The 16,814-nt window shown below is 59.7% G+C and carries 12 protein-coding genes; 4 read left to right on the forward strand and 8 right to left on the reverse strand.

The window, feature by feature from the left end; genetic code table 11:
• Window positions 1-2: 2 nt before the first annotated feature.
• The 6 genes from J5278_RS22930 to J5278_RS22955 form a co-directional block, all read right to left on the reverse strand.
• The gene (locus tag J5278_RS22930; RefSeq protein ID WP_219258451.1) at window positions 3-1,025 is read right to left on the reverse strand and encodes an ABC transporter permease; all 1,023 of its coding nucleotides are present in this window, start codon (window positions 1,023-1,025) and stop codon (window positions 3-5) included.
• Complete coding sequence (locus J5278_RS22935; protein WP_219258452.1) at window positions 1,015-2,559, reverse strand: sugar ABC transporter ATP-binding protein; 1,545 nt, start codon at window positions 2,557-2,559, stop codon at window positions 1,015-1,017. Before J5278_RS22935 ends, J5278_RS22930 begins: the two co-directional genes overlap by 11 nt.
• Before the next feature lie 70 nt (window positions 2,560-2,629).
• Window positions 2,630-3,643: a sugar ABC transporter substrate-binding protein gene (locus J5278_RS22940; RefSeq protein ID WP_209186283.1), complete on the reverse strand. Its 1,014-nt coding sequence runs from the start codon at window positions 3,641-3,643 to the stop codon at window positions 2,630-2,632.
• A 150-nt stretch (window positions 3,644-3,793) separates the two neighbouring features.
• Window positions 3,794-5,191, reverse strand: coding sequence for an LLM class flavin-dependent oxidoreductase (locus tag J5278_RS22945; RefSeq protein ID WP_219258453.1), 1,398 nt, complete (start codon window positions 5,189-5,191; stop codon window positions 3,794-3,796).
• Between the two features lie 50 nt (window positions 5,192-5,241).
• Entirely contained in the window at window positions 5,242-6,300 is a 1,059-nt protein-coding gene (locus J5278_RS22950) for an ABC transporter permease (protein WP_219258454.1), read from the reverse strand.
• On the reverse strand, window positions 6,297-7,778 hold the full coding sequence (locus tag J5278_RS22955; protein ID WP_219258455.1) for a sugar ABC transporter ATP-binding protein: 1,482 nt from the start codon (window positions 7,776-7,778) through the stop codon (window positions 6,297-6,299). Before J5278_RS22955 ends, J5278_RS22950 begins: the two co-directional genes overlap by 4 nt.
• Before the next feature lie 240 nt (window positions 7,779-8,018).
• On the opposite strand from J5278_RS22955, the gene J5278_RS22960 reads away from it, so the two are divergent.
• Together J5278_RS22960 and J5278_RS22965 are read left to right on the forward strand one after the other, a co-directional pair.
• Window positions 8,019-9,065 carry a substrate-binding domain-containing protein gene (locus tag J5278_RS22960; RefSeq protein ID WP_219258460.1) on the forward strand — a complete coding sequence of 349 codons (1,047 nt, stop codon included), beginning with the start codon at window positions 8,019-8,021 and terminating at the stop codon, window positions 9,063-9,065.
• Between the two features lie 67 nt (window positions 9,066-9,132).
• Window positions 9,133-10,344, forward strand: coding sequence for an acyl-CoA dehydrogenase family protein (locus J5278_RS22965; protein WP_219258461.1), 1,212 nt, complete (start codon window positions 9,133-9,135; stop codon window positions 10,342-10,344).
• Window positions 10,345-10,470: 126 nt separating this feature from the next.
• Here the strand turns inward: J5278_RS22965 and J5278_RS22970 are convergent, their stop codons facing one another.
• Window positions 10,471-11,688 (reverse strand): SfnB family sulfur acquisition oxidoreductase, encoded by a 1,218-nt coding sequence (locus J5278_RS22970; protein WP_219258464.1) that lies wholly within the window; start codon window positions 11,686-11,688, stop codon window positions 10,471-10,473.
• Between the two features lie 375 nt (window positions 11,689-12,063).
• Between J5278_RS22970 and J5278_RS22975 the strand changes: the two genes are divergently transcribed.
• Both J5278_RS22975 and J5278_RS22980 read left to right on the forward strand, forming a co-directional pair.
• On the forward strand, window positions 12,064-13,491 hold the full coding sequence (locus tag J5278_RS22975; protein WP_209184901.1) for a mannose-1-phosphate guanylyltransferase/mannose-6-phosphate isomerase: 1,428 nt from the start codon (window positions 12,064-12,066) through the stop codon (window positions 13,489-13,491).
• Window positions 13,492-14,064: 573 nt separating this feature from the next.
• Complete coding sequence (locus tag J5278_RS22980) at window positions 14,065-14,979, forward strand: recombinase family protein (protein WP_257623489.1); 915 nt, start codon at window positions 14,065-14,067, stop codon at window positions 14,977-14,979.
• A 960-nt stretch (window positions 14,980-15,939) separates the two neighbouring features.
• Here the strand turns inward: J5278_RS22980 and J5278_RS22985 are convergent.
• Window positions 15,940-16,251, reverse strand: a complete 312-nt coding sequence (locus J5278_RS22985; RefSeq protein ID WP_143123450.1) for a KTSC domain-containing protein — start codon at window positions 16,249-16,251, stop codon at window positions 15,940-15,942.
• Window positions 16,252-16,814 lie beyond the last annotated feature (563 nt).

Raw genomic sequence — 16,814 nt, forward strand, 5'->3', positions numbered from 1 at the left:
GATCAATTCTCCTGTCGACGCAGCAATGTGGTCGCGGACACGACGATCAGGATCAGCGCACCCTGGACGCCGCTGACAAGCGTGCTCGATATATTGAGCAGTTGAAAGCCGTTGACCAGGAACCCCACCAGCAGCGCCGAGAGCAGCGTTCCCGGGATGGTCGGCACGAGGCGACGGGAAAAGACGGATCCGAGCAGCGCAGTCACTACGACCGGAAGCAGCATCTCGCCAGCGCCCGTCGTGCTCCCGCTCAGATAGGAGACTGAAAGAATTCCAGCCAGGCCGCCGCAGACGCCGCTGGCGACAAATGCTCCCGCCACCAGCCGCTTGAGGGGTAAGCCTGCAGCGCGCGCCGCCTCGGCAAATTCACCGACGGCGTAAAGGCGTAATCCGAGGGGTGTAAATTGCACGATGCCGGTCACCAACAGTGTGAAGCCGAGCAGGACATAGGCGAGAACAGGGATGCCGAACGGGTCGGTGGCGGAGAGGAGAGAAAGAAACGGCGTCGATGCCGGCAGCACGGTGTTCTGCGTCAGTACCAGTTCCAGGCCCCCGACCACATTCATCACCGCCAGCGTTGCCAAAAGCGGCACGATACCCGCAAGGACGACCGCCGCTGCATTGACAGCACCGATCAACGCCCCGGTCGCGATGGCGGCCGCGATGGCCGTTGCATCGCCGAAACCGAACTGGATCAGGCTGGCATAGACTGCGGCGCTGAGACCCATATTGGCTGCCAGCGACAGGTCGATGCCACCCGTCACCACATTCGATCCGCCGGCAATGAGAACGAGGGTAAGCCCGATCGCCAGAACGCCCGATATGGCCGATTGGCCAAGCACATTGCCGATATTGCCGACGCTCAGAAAATAGGGAGCGGTCAGCGAAAAGATCACTAGGATTGCGGCAAAGGCCAGGAGCGAGCCGCCACGAAGGGCCGCAGTCGTGAAATTGCGACCGAGCCTCGGGCGAATGTCTTGCGCCGGTTCGAAATCGCTACCCGCGTAGTGAGCGTCAGCCGACATGGCGCAGTTCCTCCTTCGAGCCGGTCGATTGGGCAAGCACCGCATCGGGCGTGGTCTCGCGCGACGCGAATTCGCGCACGATGCGGCCCCGGAAGAAGACGAGGATGCGGTCGGTTATCCCGACCAGTTCGGGCAAGTCCGAGGACAGCACGATAATGCCGGCGCCCCTTTCGGCGAGGTCGCCGATCAGCGTGTAGATCTCGACCTTGGAGCCAATATCGACGCCGACGGTCGGCTCGTCTAGGAGGTAGATTTCGGAATGCCGGCTCAGCCATTTGGCGATGGCGACCTTCTGCTGATTGCCGCCGGAAAGCGTCCGAACCAGCGCCTCGCGTCCTGCGGTCTTGATCTCGAGCCGGTGGATCAGCCGCTCCGTTTCGGATGCCTCCCGGCTCCGGTCGATCAGTCCATACTGGGTGAAACGCGGCAAGGAGGCCAAACTGATGTTCTCGCCGACATCCAGATCGAGCGCCACTCCATTGATGCGGCGGTCCTCTGGCACCAAGGCTATTGCGCGGTCGGTGGCCTCAGACGGATCGGCAGGCTGTATCGTCTTGCCAAGGACCGCGATGGTGCCGGCGGTGGCGGTCTCAAGGCCGAACAGTGTGCGGACCAGCTCCTTCGCGCCAGAACCGAGCAGCCCCGTCAACCCGAGAACTTCTCCACGCCGGAGTGTGAAAGACACATCGGCATATTTGCCGGGTGATGTCAGATTTTCCAGCTGCAGCAGGTCCTCTCCGACAGTCACCGCTCGCTTTGGAAACATGTCTTCGATGTCACGCTCGATCATCAGCCGCGCAATCGCGTTGGCGGAGGTGCTCGCCATCGGTAGCGCCGCAACGGTACGGCCATTGCGCAAGACAGTGACATCGTCGCAGATAGCCTCGATTTCGTTGAGGTAGTGCGAGATATAGATGATTGTCACGCCTTCATCGCGGAGGCGGCGGATCAGCTGGAAAAGGATTTCCGCTTCCCGGTGCACGAGCGCGGCAGTGGGTTCGTCGAAAACGAGGATCTTAGGCTGGTTGAGCAATGCCCGGGTGATCTGGACGATCTGCTTTTCCGCAGTCGACAGTTCGCTGACCAAGGCGCCGGTGGGCAAGTTGATGCCAAAATAATCCTCGAGTATTGCGGCCGCGCGACGCTGCATGGCACGGCGATCCAGAAACGGCGTTCCAGCAATACGCGGCTCCCGCCCGAGGAAAAGCGCCTCGCCGACGGTAAAGGTCGGAACCAGCAGGCGGTCCTGGTGAATGAAGTGGATACCGAGCTCTTCCACCAGATGTGGCGTCAGCTTTTCGAATCTCTGGCCGTCGATGACGATGCTCCCGGCGTCCGGCTGGTGCAGTCCCGCCAGCAGCTTGATGAGCGTCGACTTGCCGGCCCCATTCTGGCCCACCAGGCCGTGAACGGTACCACGGCGAACCGCGAGCGACGCACCGGACAGCGCCTGTGCCCCACCGAAGTGCTTGTCGATACCTTCGAGGCGGATGATATCGCGATCCCCGGGCGGAGGTGTGGATGTAATCGTCATGGAACCCTCGCGCGGCGCGCAGCATCGGGAGCGATCTGCGGCCGGGCCGCAGACATTGATGACCCCGAGATCAGCCGATGCCGAGCTTTTTGGTGACTTCGTTGACATTGGCCTTATTGGCGAGCAGAGCCGGGACGTAGGTTTCGCGCGGCAGGGTCTGGCCGGCGAGCAGCTTTGCAACATTGTGGATGGCTGTGCGTCCTATCTCCGCCGGTTGCTGCGCGACATCGGCGCCGGCCGGCGAGTTCGGATCTGCGACGAGCTGCAGCACTTCCGGGCTGCCATCGACCCCGTAGGTCCTGATTTCCGTGCGGCCTGCAGCCGCCAAAGCCTGGGTGGCACCGAGTTGCGGGATATCCCATGCCGACCAGATTGCCTTGATCGATCCCTTTTCCGGAAACTTGTTGAGCAGCGCGGTGATCTGGGTGAAAGCATCCTGCACGGTATTGGGGATGACGTCGCGCAGTTCCGGCTGGAGGATTTTCACCTTCGGGAAATATTTAACGACATTGACCAGCTGGTCGTAGCGGATGGCGCAGGGCGTGACACCGTAAAAGCCGTTAAAGGCGACGATGTTTCCTTCACCGCCAATATCGGAAATCAGCTGCAGTGCCAGATCCTTGCCGATCCCCCAGTTGTCCGACGTCGTGTTGTTGAGCGAGTTGGTGGAGCCGACATCGATCGTCAGCACCGGTATGCCGGCATCGCGAGCCTTCTTCAGCCATGGATCGATGACGCTGAGCGTGCCGAGAATCTGGACGATCGCATCCGGCTTCTGGGCAATCAGGGTTTGCAGCTGCGACACAAGCTTGCCGTCGTTGCGACCGGCATCGACGGCGATCGGCTCGCCGCCAAGGCGCTTCACTTCGGCAATCTGGGCGTTATAGGCCTGAAGGTCGAAGAAGTGATCCGTGCCCGTAGCACTGATCGCGATGCGTTTGCCCTTCAGAGACAGTTCGCCATCGGCGGCAGATGCAGGCGCCCGCCCGACCAATGTTGCTCCCGCCACCGCAGCGCCAGCTATCGCCGACAGCTTCAACAGATCACGCCGGCCAATTCCACCCTTAGAACGCTCGTATTCCATGTCCCTCTCCTTTAATAAATAATGTCGATAGAATAAGTATTCTAACGATATAGACGAGGAACAGCTTTTCAAATTTCTGCGGAACCGGGCAATGTCCGCATCGAATTTCGCCCCGGTTTCAGCCTATTACGCTCATACCCGGACAGGGTCTCAGCCGCTCGCCCGCATTTGTTCGAAGTCGCGAACGAGATTGCGATATCCGGCCGCCGGATGGGGTGCTGTCAGTCGCGGTCCCCGGGCGCCGAGTTTCTCGCGCAACGTCCCGGCCTTGTATTCGGTTTTGTAGACCCCGCGCTTCTGTAACTCAGGCACCAGGAGGTCGACGGCATCCTCGAAGCTCTCCGGTGTGACGGCGTAGGCAAGGTTGAAGCCGTCGACATCGGTGTCCTCGACCCACTCCTGCAGGAGGTCGGCGACTGTCTGTGGCGAGCCGACAAACACCGGACCGAAGCCGCCGATGCCAACCCAATCGGCCATCTCGCGCACCGTCCAGACTTTGTCGGGATCGATGGTGGTAAAGGTTTCGACGGCCGATTGAACGGCATTGGTATAGCGATGCCGCAGCGGCTCGTCGGGGCCGAACTGGCTGAAGTCGATGCCGGTCCAGCCGGAGATCAGCGTTAGCGCACCCTCGTAGGAGACGTATTTGCGGTATTCGTCGAACTTCTTCTTCGCCTCGGCGTCGGTTTCGCCGAGGATGACAGTCTGCAGGTTGAAGGCGAGGATCTCGCGAGGATTGCGGCCGTTGCGCTCGGCCGCCTCCCGGACATTGGCGACGTAGCGCTTGAGCACCGGCTTCGATGGCGCAGCCACGAAGATGCATTCGGCGTGTGCCCCGGCAAAATCCTTGCCTCGGCTGGAGGCGCCTGCCTGGTAGAGTACTGGTGTGCGCTGTGGCGATGGCTCGCTGAGATGGATGCCGGGCACGGTGAAGTGCTTGCCGGCATGGCCGATCGGGTGGACCTTCTCGGGGTGGGTGAAAATCCCCGTCGTGCGGTCGCGGACGACGGCGTCGTCCTCCCAACTGCCCTCCCAGAGCTTGTAGCAGACTTCCAGATATTCCTCCGCCAGGTCGTATCGGTCGTCGTGCTTGGACTGGGCCTGCTGGCCGATGTTGAGTGCGCCGCTGTTCAGATAGGAGGTGACGATGTTCCAGCCGACGCGGCCCTTTGTCAGATGGTCGAGCGTCGAGATGCGGCGGGCGAAGGTGTACGGGTGCTCGAAGGACAGCGACGCCGTCAGGCCGAAGCCGAGATGCTCGGTGGCATGGGCCATGGTCGGAATCAGTTGCAGCGGATCGTTCACCGGCACCTGTGCGGAGTGGCGCAGCGCCGCATCGACATTGCCGTTCAGCACGTCGTAGACGCCGAGCACGTCGGCGATGAACAGTCCGTCGAACTTGCCGCGCTCCAGCGTCTTTGCCAGATGAACCCAGTAGTCGAGATCCTTGTATTTCCAAGACTGGTCGCGCGGATGGGTCCAAAGACCTGGCGACTGGTGGCCGACGCAGTTCATGTCGAAGGCATTCAGCCTGATTTCACGGCTCATGATATTGGTCCTTTCGCAGTAAAACGATGCTACCGCAGCAGCTGATGGCCTCAGGCATTGCCGCGGTTGAGGCCGTAGGTAAGGGCGAGGGCACCGACCAGCACGGCGCCCTTGACGAAATCCTGCGTGTAATAGGGAGCATTCAGCATGGTCAGCCCATTGAGCAGCACACCGACGAAGACGGCACCGGCGATGGTGCCGAGCACGTTCGGGCGGCGCAGGCCCAGCACTGCATAGCCGATCAGCGAGGCCGCAACGGCGTCCATCAGCAACGATCCGCCCGAAGACACGTCACCGCGGCCAACCCGGGCCGCAATGATGATGCCACCGAGCGAGGCGAGTGTGCCGGAAATCACGTATGCCAGCGTTTTCAGCCTAAGCGTGGAGGCGCCGGCCAGCCGTGTCGCCACCTCGTTGCCACCGGTAGCAAACAACAGCCGCCCGATGCGGGTCCTCTCCGTCAGCACGTGGAGAGCAAAGGCCACCAGCGCCATCAGGACGACGGAGACCGGTACGATGCCGAACAGGCTGTGGCGGCCGATCAGCAGGAAGGCGGGATCGTAGGCACCCGATGCCTTCGATCCATCCGGTAGGACCAGCCCCGCCGAGATCGACCGACCGGCCGTCGGAATAAGCTGCAGGCCGGACAACAGGAACATCATGGCCAGCGTCGCCAGCAGATCCGGCACCCTCAGCCTGACGATCAGCAGTGCATTCAGCAGGCCCACAACAGCGCCGAGCGCCAGGACCAGAGGGACGGTCTCGTAGACGTTAAGCCCCCAGACGATCATCGTATAGCTGGCGGCCATGACGCTCGAGGCGGCAACGGCGCCGATCGAAAGGTCGAAGCCGCCGACCGCAAGTGTCACCGTGACGCCGGCGCCGAGGATGGCAACGACGGAAACGGCCTGCAGGATGCTCATCAGGTTGCCGAGGTTGATGAAGGCCGGCTGGGCACCGGTGAAGATGATGACAAGCGCTGCCAGAAGGATGAATACGGCGCCAGCGCGCACGAATGAATGGAGGCTGGCGATCCACCCACGACCGCCGATGCGAGATGGCGGGAGACCTTTTTCCGTTTCGAAAGATCGGCTGTCGGTGGCGCTCATGCCGGTACTCCTTCTCGGGTATCTTCGTGGCGGTCCGGCTTCAGCGACTGCAGCCCGTGGCGATCCATGACGAGGATGCGGTCGGCCACTTCAATCGCTTCTTCAGGATCGGAGGTGGCAATCAGCGTGGCGCGATCTTTGCGGCTGCGGATCGCCTGGATGATGTCCTGGCGTGCACCGACATCGACCCCCTGGAAGGGTTCGTCGAGAAGCAGCAGGCGGCTGGGTTCGGCCTCCCAGCGAGCCAGCACGACCTTCTGCTGGTTGCCGCCCGACAATGTCCATACGGATGATGAGGGTCCGGTCGCCTTGATCCGCAACCTGTCGATGGCCTTTTCACCCTCGCGACGCTCGCGGGCGCTATCGAAGAACCCATGCCGGGACCACTTGGCCAGATGCGGCAGGCTGATGGTTGCGGCGATGCTATTGCCGGGCCAGGAGGGCGGCATCAACGACGAGCGATGCCGGTCCTCGGCTGCCATGGCGACGCCGGCGGCAATAGCGTCGGCAGGACGTTTCGGGCGGTAGGGCAATCCGCCGAGCGTCATCTCGCCAGACGTCAGCGGCACTAGGCCGAAGATCGCCGACAAGAGGCGGCTCTTGCCGGCACCAAGGACGCCGGTTATGGCAACAACTTCCCCGGGCCACATGCGAAGATCGAAAATTGGGCTTCCGGGTAAAAGGCACGCGCCCCGCATCGTGAACACAGCTTCGCCTTGCGCCGCCCCCACGCCCGGACGCATCGAGCGAAGCGGGCGACCGATCATCGCCTCTATTGCGCGGTCAAAATCGATCGGTTGACCGAAGGCGCCGACGATGACACCGCCGCGCATGACCAGCGCCCGGTCGGCAATAGCCTGAAGATCCGCCGTGCGATGGGAAATGTAAAGGATTGCGAGCCCCGTCCGCCGGGTTCGCCGCAGGATATCGAACAGCCGGTTACTCTCGCTCGCCGACAGGCTGGCCGTAGGTTCGTCCAGGATCAGCAAATCTGCCCTGTTTGCCACGGCCCTCCCAATCGCCACGAGTTGACGTTCTGCGGCCGACAGCTCACCAAAATCTCGGTCAAGCGGCAGATCGAAGCCGGCAATGTCCAGGATTGCCTGCGCCTGTCTGCGAATGCTGGCTCGCGAGACGAAAAAGGGCATGCTGCCATCGGCGAAGCGGTTGAGCAGAAGCGCATCAGCCACCGTTTGCCCTGGTGCGCCGACAAGATCGGTCGATTGGTGCACCGTCACTATACCGGCCATTGCCGCCTCGGCCGGGCTGCCGGGCGCAAACTTCTGCCCCTTGAGCCGTATTTCGCCGCCATCGGCCGGCAGCACGCCGGACAGTATTTTCACCAAAGTTGATTTTCCGGCACCGTTCACTCCCATCAAAGCGACGATCTCGCCGGGCTCGATAGACAACGAGGCGCCATCGAGTGCCTTCGTCTCGGCAAAGCTGCGGCGGAGGTTGAGGACATCGAGTAGAGGCACGGTCGAACTTTCGTTGTTTCGACAATTCTGCCAGCTGCGATGCCGATGAGACAGGCAAAGCTTTGCTGCCGAGAGGCTATCCGGGAAACAAACAATCTCCTTCAGCCGGAAACAACGCATCAAACAGTCTACAAATTTAATAGGTAATTAGATCTACTGAAATCGCGTCGCCAGGGCGGTCAAACGGTCTGTCGCACGACGCCCCGATGGACCCGACAGACATGCAAAAGGAATGCGAACATGAGATCTTATCTACGGCTCGCCGCCGGCGCCGCCATCCTTCCGCTGCTGATGAGCCAGGCCGCTACGGCCGGTGGCATTGCGGGCGCTCCGGCGCCGTTCGACAAGGGTGGCGTCAAGCTGGCCCTTATCGGTTACATCTCTGCCGGTGATTTTTTCCAGGCCTACCAGGCCGGGGCAGTCGCCCAGGCCAAGGCGCTCGGCATCGACCTTCGTGTCTTCCCGGGACGACAGGATGCGTCGGAACAGCGCGAGCAGATCCTGCAGGCGATCAATCTTGGCGTCCAGGGCATCGTCGTCGACCACGGCCTGCCGGAATCGCTCACCGACGTTGTGCAGCAAGCACTCGACAAGGGCGTCAAGGTGGTTGCCTTTGACGTCAACCTCAACAATCCCAAGATCCCGCAGGTAGAGCAAAGCGACCATGCTCTCGCCAAGCAGGCACTTGAACAGGCCGCAAAAGAAAATGGCACCGCGTTCAATGCGGCCTACGTCTATGTTGCCGGTTTTGCGCCTCTCGACCGCCGTAACGAGGTCTGGGAAAAATTCAAGGCCGACAATGCCGGCGTCGTCGAGAAGGCGCGTTTTGGGAATGTCAGCGATACGACGGCGACGACGACCGCTGACCAGGCAAAGGCGGCCCTGACGGCAAACCCGGACATCAAGGTGGTCTTTGCGCCCTACGATGAATTTGCCCGTGGCGTGAAGCTGGCGGCCGGCGATCTCGGCATCAAGGACAAGATCCGAATTTATTCCGCCGACGTTTCGACGGCCGACATTCAGGAAATCACCGAAGAGGGTAGCCCATGGGTTGCCACCGTCGCGACCAACCCGGCAGTCGTCGGAGCGGTTTCGGTCCGCGCGGCGGCCCTGGAGATCGCCGGTCAGCCCGTCCCCCACCAGATCACGGTCGAGCCTACCCTCCTGACCCAGGCGGCTCTTCGCGCCGCCGGTGTTAAGACAATCGAGGACCTCGCCGCGAAGCTGCCCGCCTTCAATACAAGCGGCGCGGCCACTGCCAGCTGGATCCCGCAGGCATTGTTCTGATCATCTGCGGTGGGGGCAGGGCGTTCGTACGCCTTGCCCTCCGCGCTTTTCAATTGGAGGATTTGAGATGAGCCAGTCGAATGTCGTCTTTGCAGCAGCCCACGGCATCGGGCGCGAAGCGCTATTTTCAAGGGCATTAGAGCTTTCCGCAGATTTCGCGCGTCGCGGTGCGGAACTTGATCGTGATGGCCTGCCGCCTATCCCTGAGATTGTCCGGTTAAAGAACGCCGGTCTTCTCAATGCGCTGCACGCGGCCGAGATCGGCGGGGGCGGGCTCGACTGGATCGATGCCCTGAAGCTTGTGCGGATCGTTGCTCGTGGCGAAAGCTCGCTCGGCCAGCTGCTTGGTTACCACTACGTCAACAGCCAGTCGATCTACTGGTCCTTCGCCGACCAGTCGCGCGCCAAGGCGCTCGGCGCCGAGACGGTTGCGCGCAGCCTCTACTGGGGCGCTGCCGTCAATCCGCGCGATCCGGGGCTGGTGCTCACGCAACGCGGCAACGGCTATGTGCTAAACGGCCGGAAAACGTTTTCGACCGCTGCCCGCGTTTCCGACTACATCAACGCCAACGCGCTTCTCGAGGGACAGATCGTCAACTTCGCCGTTCCGACCGACCGGCCCGGCTATGTCGCCAATGATGACTGGGACAATATGGGCCAGCGATTGTCGGACAGTGGCAGCGTGGAGTTCCGCGATTTCCCGGTCTATGAGGGCGATTTCGTCGCGCCGCCTGCGGATGCCGATGCGCCGCCGCCCGTGCTCGCTACCTTCAATACGCCGCTCATTCAGCTGGTGTTCGTGAATTTCTACCTCGGTACCGCGGAAGGAGCATTGGCTGCGGCGCTGGATTATGTTCGCACGACCACGCGTCCCTGGATCACCTCCGGCGTTGCTCGTGCCGCCGACGATCCCTATATCCTGGAGCGGGTCGGCGAGTTCACAGCATCCCTGAAAGCCTCGGCGGCTTTAGCCGATCTCGCCGCAACCGCTGTCCAGGCAGCCCTGTCGCGCGGCCACGATGCAACCGCCCGTGAACGCGGTGAAGCGGCGGCTGAGGCCTATGCTGCCAAGGTTCACGCAACGCATGTTTCGCTCGACATCACGTCGAAAGTCTTCGAGATCATCGGCGCGCGCGCAACGGCCTCGAAATATCGTTTCGACCGCTACTGGCGCAATGTGCGGACCCACACCCTTCACGACCCAGTATTCTACAAGGCCAGGGAAGTCGGTGAATTTGTACTCAACGGGACGATCCCGGAGGTCAGCCTCTACAGCTGATCGGTAGTCTAGGAACAGCCGGAAGGCCTCGTTCGGTAAAGCGAGCGAGGCCTTTTCAGATGAACGCGGTCCGATATCCGTAGAACTTCCCGCAAGACTGCGAGGACGTTTGTATCCGGAACTTCTCTATAGCGCGCCGCTCCTCGGCGGCTTGACGCCGTTCAGATGGTAATTGCCGACGACGTGATATTTCCAGCGGACCGGGTCGTGGAGAGTATGGGTGCGGGCGTTTCGCCAGTGGCGATCCAGATTGAGGCCTGCGCGCGTCGAGGACGTACCTGCGAGCTCAAACAGCGTCGTCGATGCCTCCAGGGCAATTTCGGAGGTCAACACCTTGGCTGTCGCGACGGCCAAGGTCGCATCTATGGCATTTGCTTCCGTAGGATCGACCTGGGCGCTGTCGATCTTTCGCCCGGCCCGCTCGACGACGGCAGACGCAGCCTCGATGCGGATCGCGATCTGGCCCAGCTTTGCAATTGTCAAAGGGTCGTCCGATGCCCGGTCGACACCGCTGTTCGTCCATGGGCGTGACTGGCTATTGACGAACGCGATGGTGTCCTGGAAGGCAGCGCGGGCGATGCCGAGATCGATGCCGGCGTGAATGATCTGGCCGACAGAGCCGATCGTGGTCGCCCGTTCGAAACCTTTGTGGTGCGCAACGACGGCATCGGCCTGCACATAGACATTGTTGAGGATAGTGGTGCCGCTGCCGGTGGTTCGCTGGCCAAAGCCATCCCAGTCATCGATAATCTCTATGCCTTCCGTGCCCCTCGCCACGAATGACATCGTCAGCTTGTCGTCGGCATCAAGTGCAAAAATCGTAACCCAGTCGGCAAAAAGGACGCCTGTCGAATAGAACTTGCGACCGTTGATACGATGGCCGATGCCGTCCCTGGTGATGCGAGTATTGTAATGGCCGACCGTTTTGGTGCCCTTTTCCGATAATGCATTGCCGAACCGGTCGCCTGCCAGCGCCCGACCGAAGAAAAAGCGTTTCTGCTCTTCGCTGCCGTCGACGCGCAGCGCTTCAAGAATATAAAAATGGTTCTGGGGGATCTGCCCGATCGACGCATCCGCTTCTGCAAGGATGGCGGTGACCTCGGCCAAGACAGCATTCGAGACATCGAGACCGCCATACTCGGATGGCACGGTGATCGCGAGCAGTCCGGAGCGCGACAAGGCATCCATCTCGGCGAAAGGCATCGTCCGCTCCAGATCTCGCGCGGATGCCGTTTGGGCAAACACCTTTGCAAGCGTTCGCGCAGTCGAGATCGCGTCTTCCTCGCTCTTCAGCGCAGGCACCGGGTCCCCATTGTCTCGATTAAGCAGCCGTAGTTCGCCCATAAGCTTTCCTCCCGTCGCATCTGCGTGCAAAGGTACGGACCAGCCATTCGCCTTAAAAGTTAAAACCACCTATTTTATAGACGTAGTGGAGAAATTCTGACTTCATTGTGCCGGCTGCCCATTGGGTTCAGCGGGATGACATAGATAGCGTAAGCTCCACAAGACCGGACTGCAGCCTTAACCTTGTGTCTCATTTGATCGACAAATAGACAATGAACGATTGGAGAAAGCGCAAGACACGATACAGTCGTCGTGCTCGCATGCTTTTGACGAGCGACCCAAATCAGCGTTCGTAGATCCCGGAGCCAGACAGCGGCCAGGGCGGCCTCGCCTGCAGAAACTCATCGACGACAAGTTTTAAAGAGGATCGAATTCATGGCAGCAAAAATCGTCCCGGTCATCATGGCCGGTGGCAAGGGAACTCGATTGTGGCCGCTGTCGCGCGCCACGGCGCCAAAGCAGTTTATCCAGTTCGTGGGAGACCAGACACTGTTTCAGAACACCCTGTCGCGCGTTTCCGACAGGGACCTTTACGAAGCGGCCATCGTCGTCACCAATGAGGAGTTCCGTTTCCTCGTGGCAGAGCAGGCCCGCGAACTCGGCATCGAACTTGCAGCCGTGTTGCTCGAACCGGTTGCCCGCAACACAGCCCCCGCCGTCGCCGCCGCCGCAACGCTCGCCAACGATCTTTTCGGCAACGACACCATCATCCAGGTTCTGGCCTCCGACCACGAGATCACGGCAGACGCCACCTATTTCGATTGCATCCGCATCGCCCGTGCCACGGCGGCGGAAGGCAAGCTGGTCACCTTCGGCATCACCCCGACCGAGCCTGCCACCGGCTACGGTTATATCGAAGTCGGAAAGTCGCTGGCCTCTGGCGCCCATGCGGTCAAACGCTTCATCGAGAAGCCACCCGCCGACAAGGCCGAAGCGATGCTCGCTGCCGGCGGCTTTTACTGGAATTCCGGCATCTTCGTTTTTCCGGTGACGCCGCTGCTGGCGGAGCTGACCGAATTTGCACCGGCCGTGGTCAAGGCGGCCAAGGAAGCCCTTGCCAAGGGCGTTCGCGATCTCGACTTTACCCGTCTGGACAGCGAGGCCTTTTCCAAGAGCCCCGACATATCCATCGACTATGCCGTCATGGAAAAGACGTCGAACGCCGCCGTTGTCCCCTCGTCCTTCCTGTGGTCGGACCTCGGCAGCTGGGATTCGGTTTGGAAGGTCGGCAAGCAGGACGAGAACGGCAACGTGTCGGCCGGCAACACGACGCTGGTCAACACCAAAAACTCTCTCGTCATGACCCACGGTACTCATCTTGCCGTGCAGGGTCTCGAGAACGTCGCCGTCATCGCATCCGAAGATGCCGTCTATGTCGGACATCTGAAGGACAGCCAGGACGTCGGCAAGCTGGTCAAGCTGCTGGCCGGCCACAAGAAGACCGCGACACTCACCGAAACCCATCCCACGTCCTATCGCCCCTGGGGCGGCTACACGTCGCTGATCAAGAGCGACCGCTTCCAGGTGAAGCGCATCTTCGTGACGCCCGGCAAGAAGCTGTCGCTGCAGAAACACCATCACCGCTCCGAGCACTGGATCGTCGTCAAGGGAACGGCCGAAGTCACCATCGGCGACAAGGTGCAGGTCGTGCGCGAGAACGAGTCCGTCTACATCCCGCTCGGCGAAGTCCACCGCATGGCCAATCCGGGCAAGATCCTGCTGGAGCTCATCGAGGTGCAGACCGGCTCCTATTTCGGCGAGGACGACATCATCCGCCTCAACGACGAATTCGGCCGCACCTGATAGAAATATTTTGCGATCGCCGGTGGCGGCGTGAGCAATAGCCTGATGGCCGACCCGTAACCACGGGACCGGCCGGCGCTTGGCCAGAGGGAACGGGCATCGAGACGCTCTCAGTAGAGAGCCGTCTGAGGCGCCCTTCGTGCCTTGATCTCCCTTTGCACATCGCCAAGCGTCGAATGACGCTTGTATGTCCCAGGCGGCGCTCGCAATGTTTTCCCGCAACGACCCCGCGCACTGCGTCGACTTCTGCGTCAAAGCAAGATGACGGCGCGGCGCCCTCTGTGAACAATCAGACCGGGTCACCATTTGCCAAGCTGCCGTCATTCCTGTGGTTCAAGCAGCATTGCTGACTTGGTATCACCCTAATGCGTTCGCAAAGTCTTAGGCGCCAGTTTCCTCACAAGCCGTCACCAGGCGATTTTACGCCCTGTGCTTCTCCACGCTTCACGACAAAGGCGTTTTGCCGCTCAGGAGGCCGTATACGAGTATCAAAAACTTACTTGTAATGGGGCGGTTACTGATCCACATTGTTTGTACAGTAACGCATCGGGCCAATTGGGAGGACGCACGACTGTGATCCAACGTGCATCCAACGACCTGTTGAAGCAGCAACGGATCATCGGCTATGCCCGCACTGCGAGCGATGAGCAATTTGAGGACACACAGCAGGCGGAACTGCTTGCAGCGGGTTGCGAGCGGATCTTTGATGAGCGTCCGTCTCATCCCTCTCACGGTCATCCCGTCCTGACGAGACTGCTCGGCGAGCTTCGGGCTGGCGACACCCTCGTCGTCGTGCGCCTCGACCGACTGGACCTCTCGCCAAGCTCCTTGCTGCTACTGATGGAGGACTTTGAGAAGCGTGGCGTTCATCTGCGCTCAATCATAGATATGATTGACACTTCTCCTCCCCATGGCATTGCGTGTCTTTCAATTGTTCGGGCGTTGGTCCAGCTTGAGAAACGGCGTGGCAGCGAAAAGACCAAAGCTGGCATAAGGGCCGCAAAGAGCCGAGGAAAGCTAGCTGGAAATCCGGGTCTACGGGATCGGCGGCCGGAGGCGATCCAAGCTGCATCGAAAGCACGCGATAAAAACTATCTTTCCCAGTTGGTTGGCTCGGCAGATGTCTGGCTGCCGACAGTCAAGAAGCTTCGACCGGATCACAGTTGGGATAATGTCGTTCGCGTGCTCAACCGTCGCGGCATGGACTGGACTGTCGAGCGCCTCCGGCGCGCTGTCCACAGGATGGCCCGGGCCAATCTCGCCGATTCGGCCTTGCTCACCCGGTCACCACGCCGCACGCCGGACGATCGCCTCATGACGCTCATTGCTGCAATAGCGATTGCCGATCCGACCTTATCGCTTCGAGGGATTGGGGCTCAATTGGAATTGCTCGGCGAGACACCGCCCCGCGGTGGCCGAAAGTGGCAACCATCCTCGGTTCGTCATTTTCTCGACGAGGCCCGCAGGTTCGGGCTGATACGCGACTGAGAGCAAAAACGAGATACCGGGTAAGCACCTCCGCCCTTACCTCAGCATCCAGAAAAATGAATTTTCACTTTGTCGCACCCGCCTTCTTGCAGGTATCAAATTCATCCACGCAAGTTCCCAGACATCTCATATGCTGGTCGGCATCTTTCTCGGAGTCGCATATATCGAAGCAAATATCTGCTCTGATGCGACATTGATTTTCGATCTTTAGGCCGCCACTCCGTGTTGACTTTGGAGTAACGGTCGTATCGGCATTTGCGCTCAAAGCAGAAAGGCTCACTACCAGAATCATACAGGCAGTACGAAATTCTGTTCTTAACATCCGTCGGCACCCGCTGGTACATTCTCAAATCAACGAAGATCATCGTCCGGGTCGGAATGTGTTGGCATCATCTTCCCTAATCCAAACCAATTGGCAAGAATTAATAGTAACATCAACTGGCATTCAAAATTTATCGGCGGTTGCCGATAATCGCACCGACTATTGGAAGCGAGAAAACATTTCAATTTGACTGCGCGACGTTGGCGCCATTTACTTGTGATGCATTGATTTTTAATCTGGCGGTATTTTCCCATTTTTTTAAAACAGGAAGTACCAAAGGAATTTCCGCGGGACTACAACAACTAAAATGCAATACGCGCAGATGATGCTTGATGCAGCATACTGCCAGCAGTCAACTTGTCGGAAGATGGACAATCTGGATAACGCCGCCGGAAGCGGATTGGCGTCGAACTCAAGGTTGGTGGATATGAGGGAGGGTTGCCCACCAGCATTGCCACTGGGCAACAAGTGGGTGGGGTTACCGAGGCGACATCACCATGGTCGAGTATAAGAGCGATATACCTCGAGGTCCATTGGATGGTTCAGCGCAACACGTGGACGTGCCGGCCTGACATTTCGCGGGATGCATCGAAAAGACATGTGGCCAGCCTGTCTTTTACATCAATGCACATCGCCAGCTAGGAATAGACCGTCAGGTTAACATCAGCAGGCGAGGTCGTTTCAACACGCTTGATACGCCTGAGCAACACGAATTTGACGAGCAAGTTGGACAAGAGTTGCGGCCTGAGCGCCGCCCTTAGATATTTCTCATAGAACACGCCAGGCGTCGGATGCTCCGCAAAGGCCTTCACAAGCTCAAATGGTATGCTGCCGTAAACGCGGGTCTTGCCGTGCGCCGTGATAACTACAAGTCGGTTGCTCGCGAATTCATAGTGAACCGTCCGTACCGCTCTCGACTTAAAGTTAACTGTCAGGATTTCTGCGTCCATTGGATAAACCCCCTAGTATCGACTTATAATGCACTGCAACACAGAAAGTTCAAGTGTCATGAAATGACGCCAAGGGCTCGGTGCGCTCGAATCCAATGGGCCCGCGGGAAAAAGCAGGGGTCTCACCGCGCTTTACTCTGCCTTCACTGGGAAAATAGTGTCTTTATTTATGGCAATTATCGACTTTAACGCTCCATCCCTTGTTTATTGACTCAAACAACTGGAAGCTATTTAAAACCTTATTTCGAAGCCCTCACAGGCTGTGAGCAACACCGGTACTTTTACCCAATGCCGGCGTTTCAAGGCGTTCGATGACAGTGAGAGCCGGTGTAATTTCAAATCTCAAACTTCCACGACTGGAGAATGCCAGAACTAGTCCCATTGCAGTGGCGTTACTTGGAACGAAACAACCCGATCGGGTGCCTCCTCAAGCAGATTGTTTAATTCCCCAAGCGGCGATCTACGGCGTCCACATGCTGCTACCCGCGCGAAATATGCCGGAAAACCTCACACTAACGCCGCGGGATTATTTCAAGAGGTCAGACCACGGCCGCCAGCAACCC

Source organism: Rhizobium sp. B21/90 (assembly GCF_019355815.1).
Taxonomy (GTDB): Bacteria; Pseudomonadota; Alphaproteobacteria; order Rhizobiales; family Rhizobiaceae; genus Rhizobium; species Rhizobium rhododendri.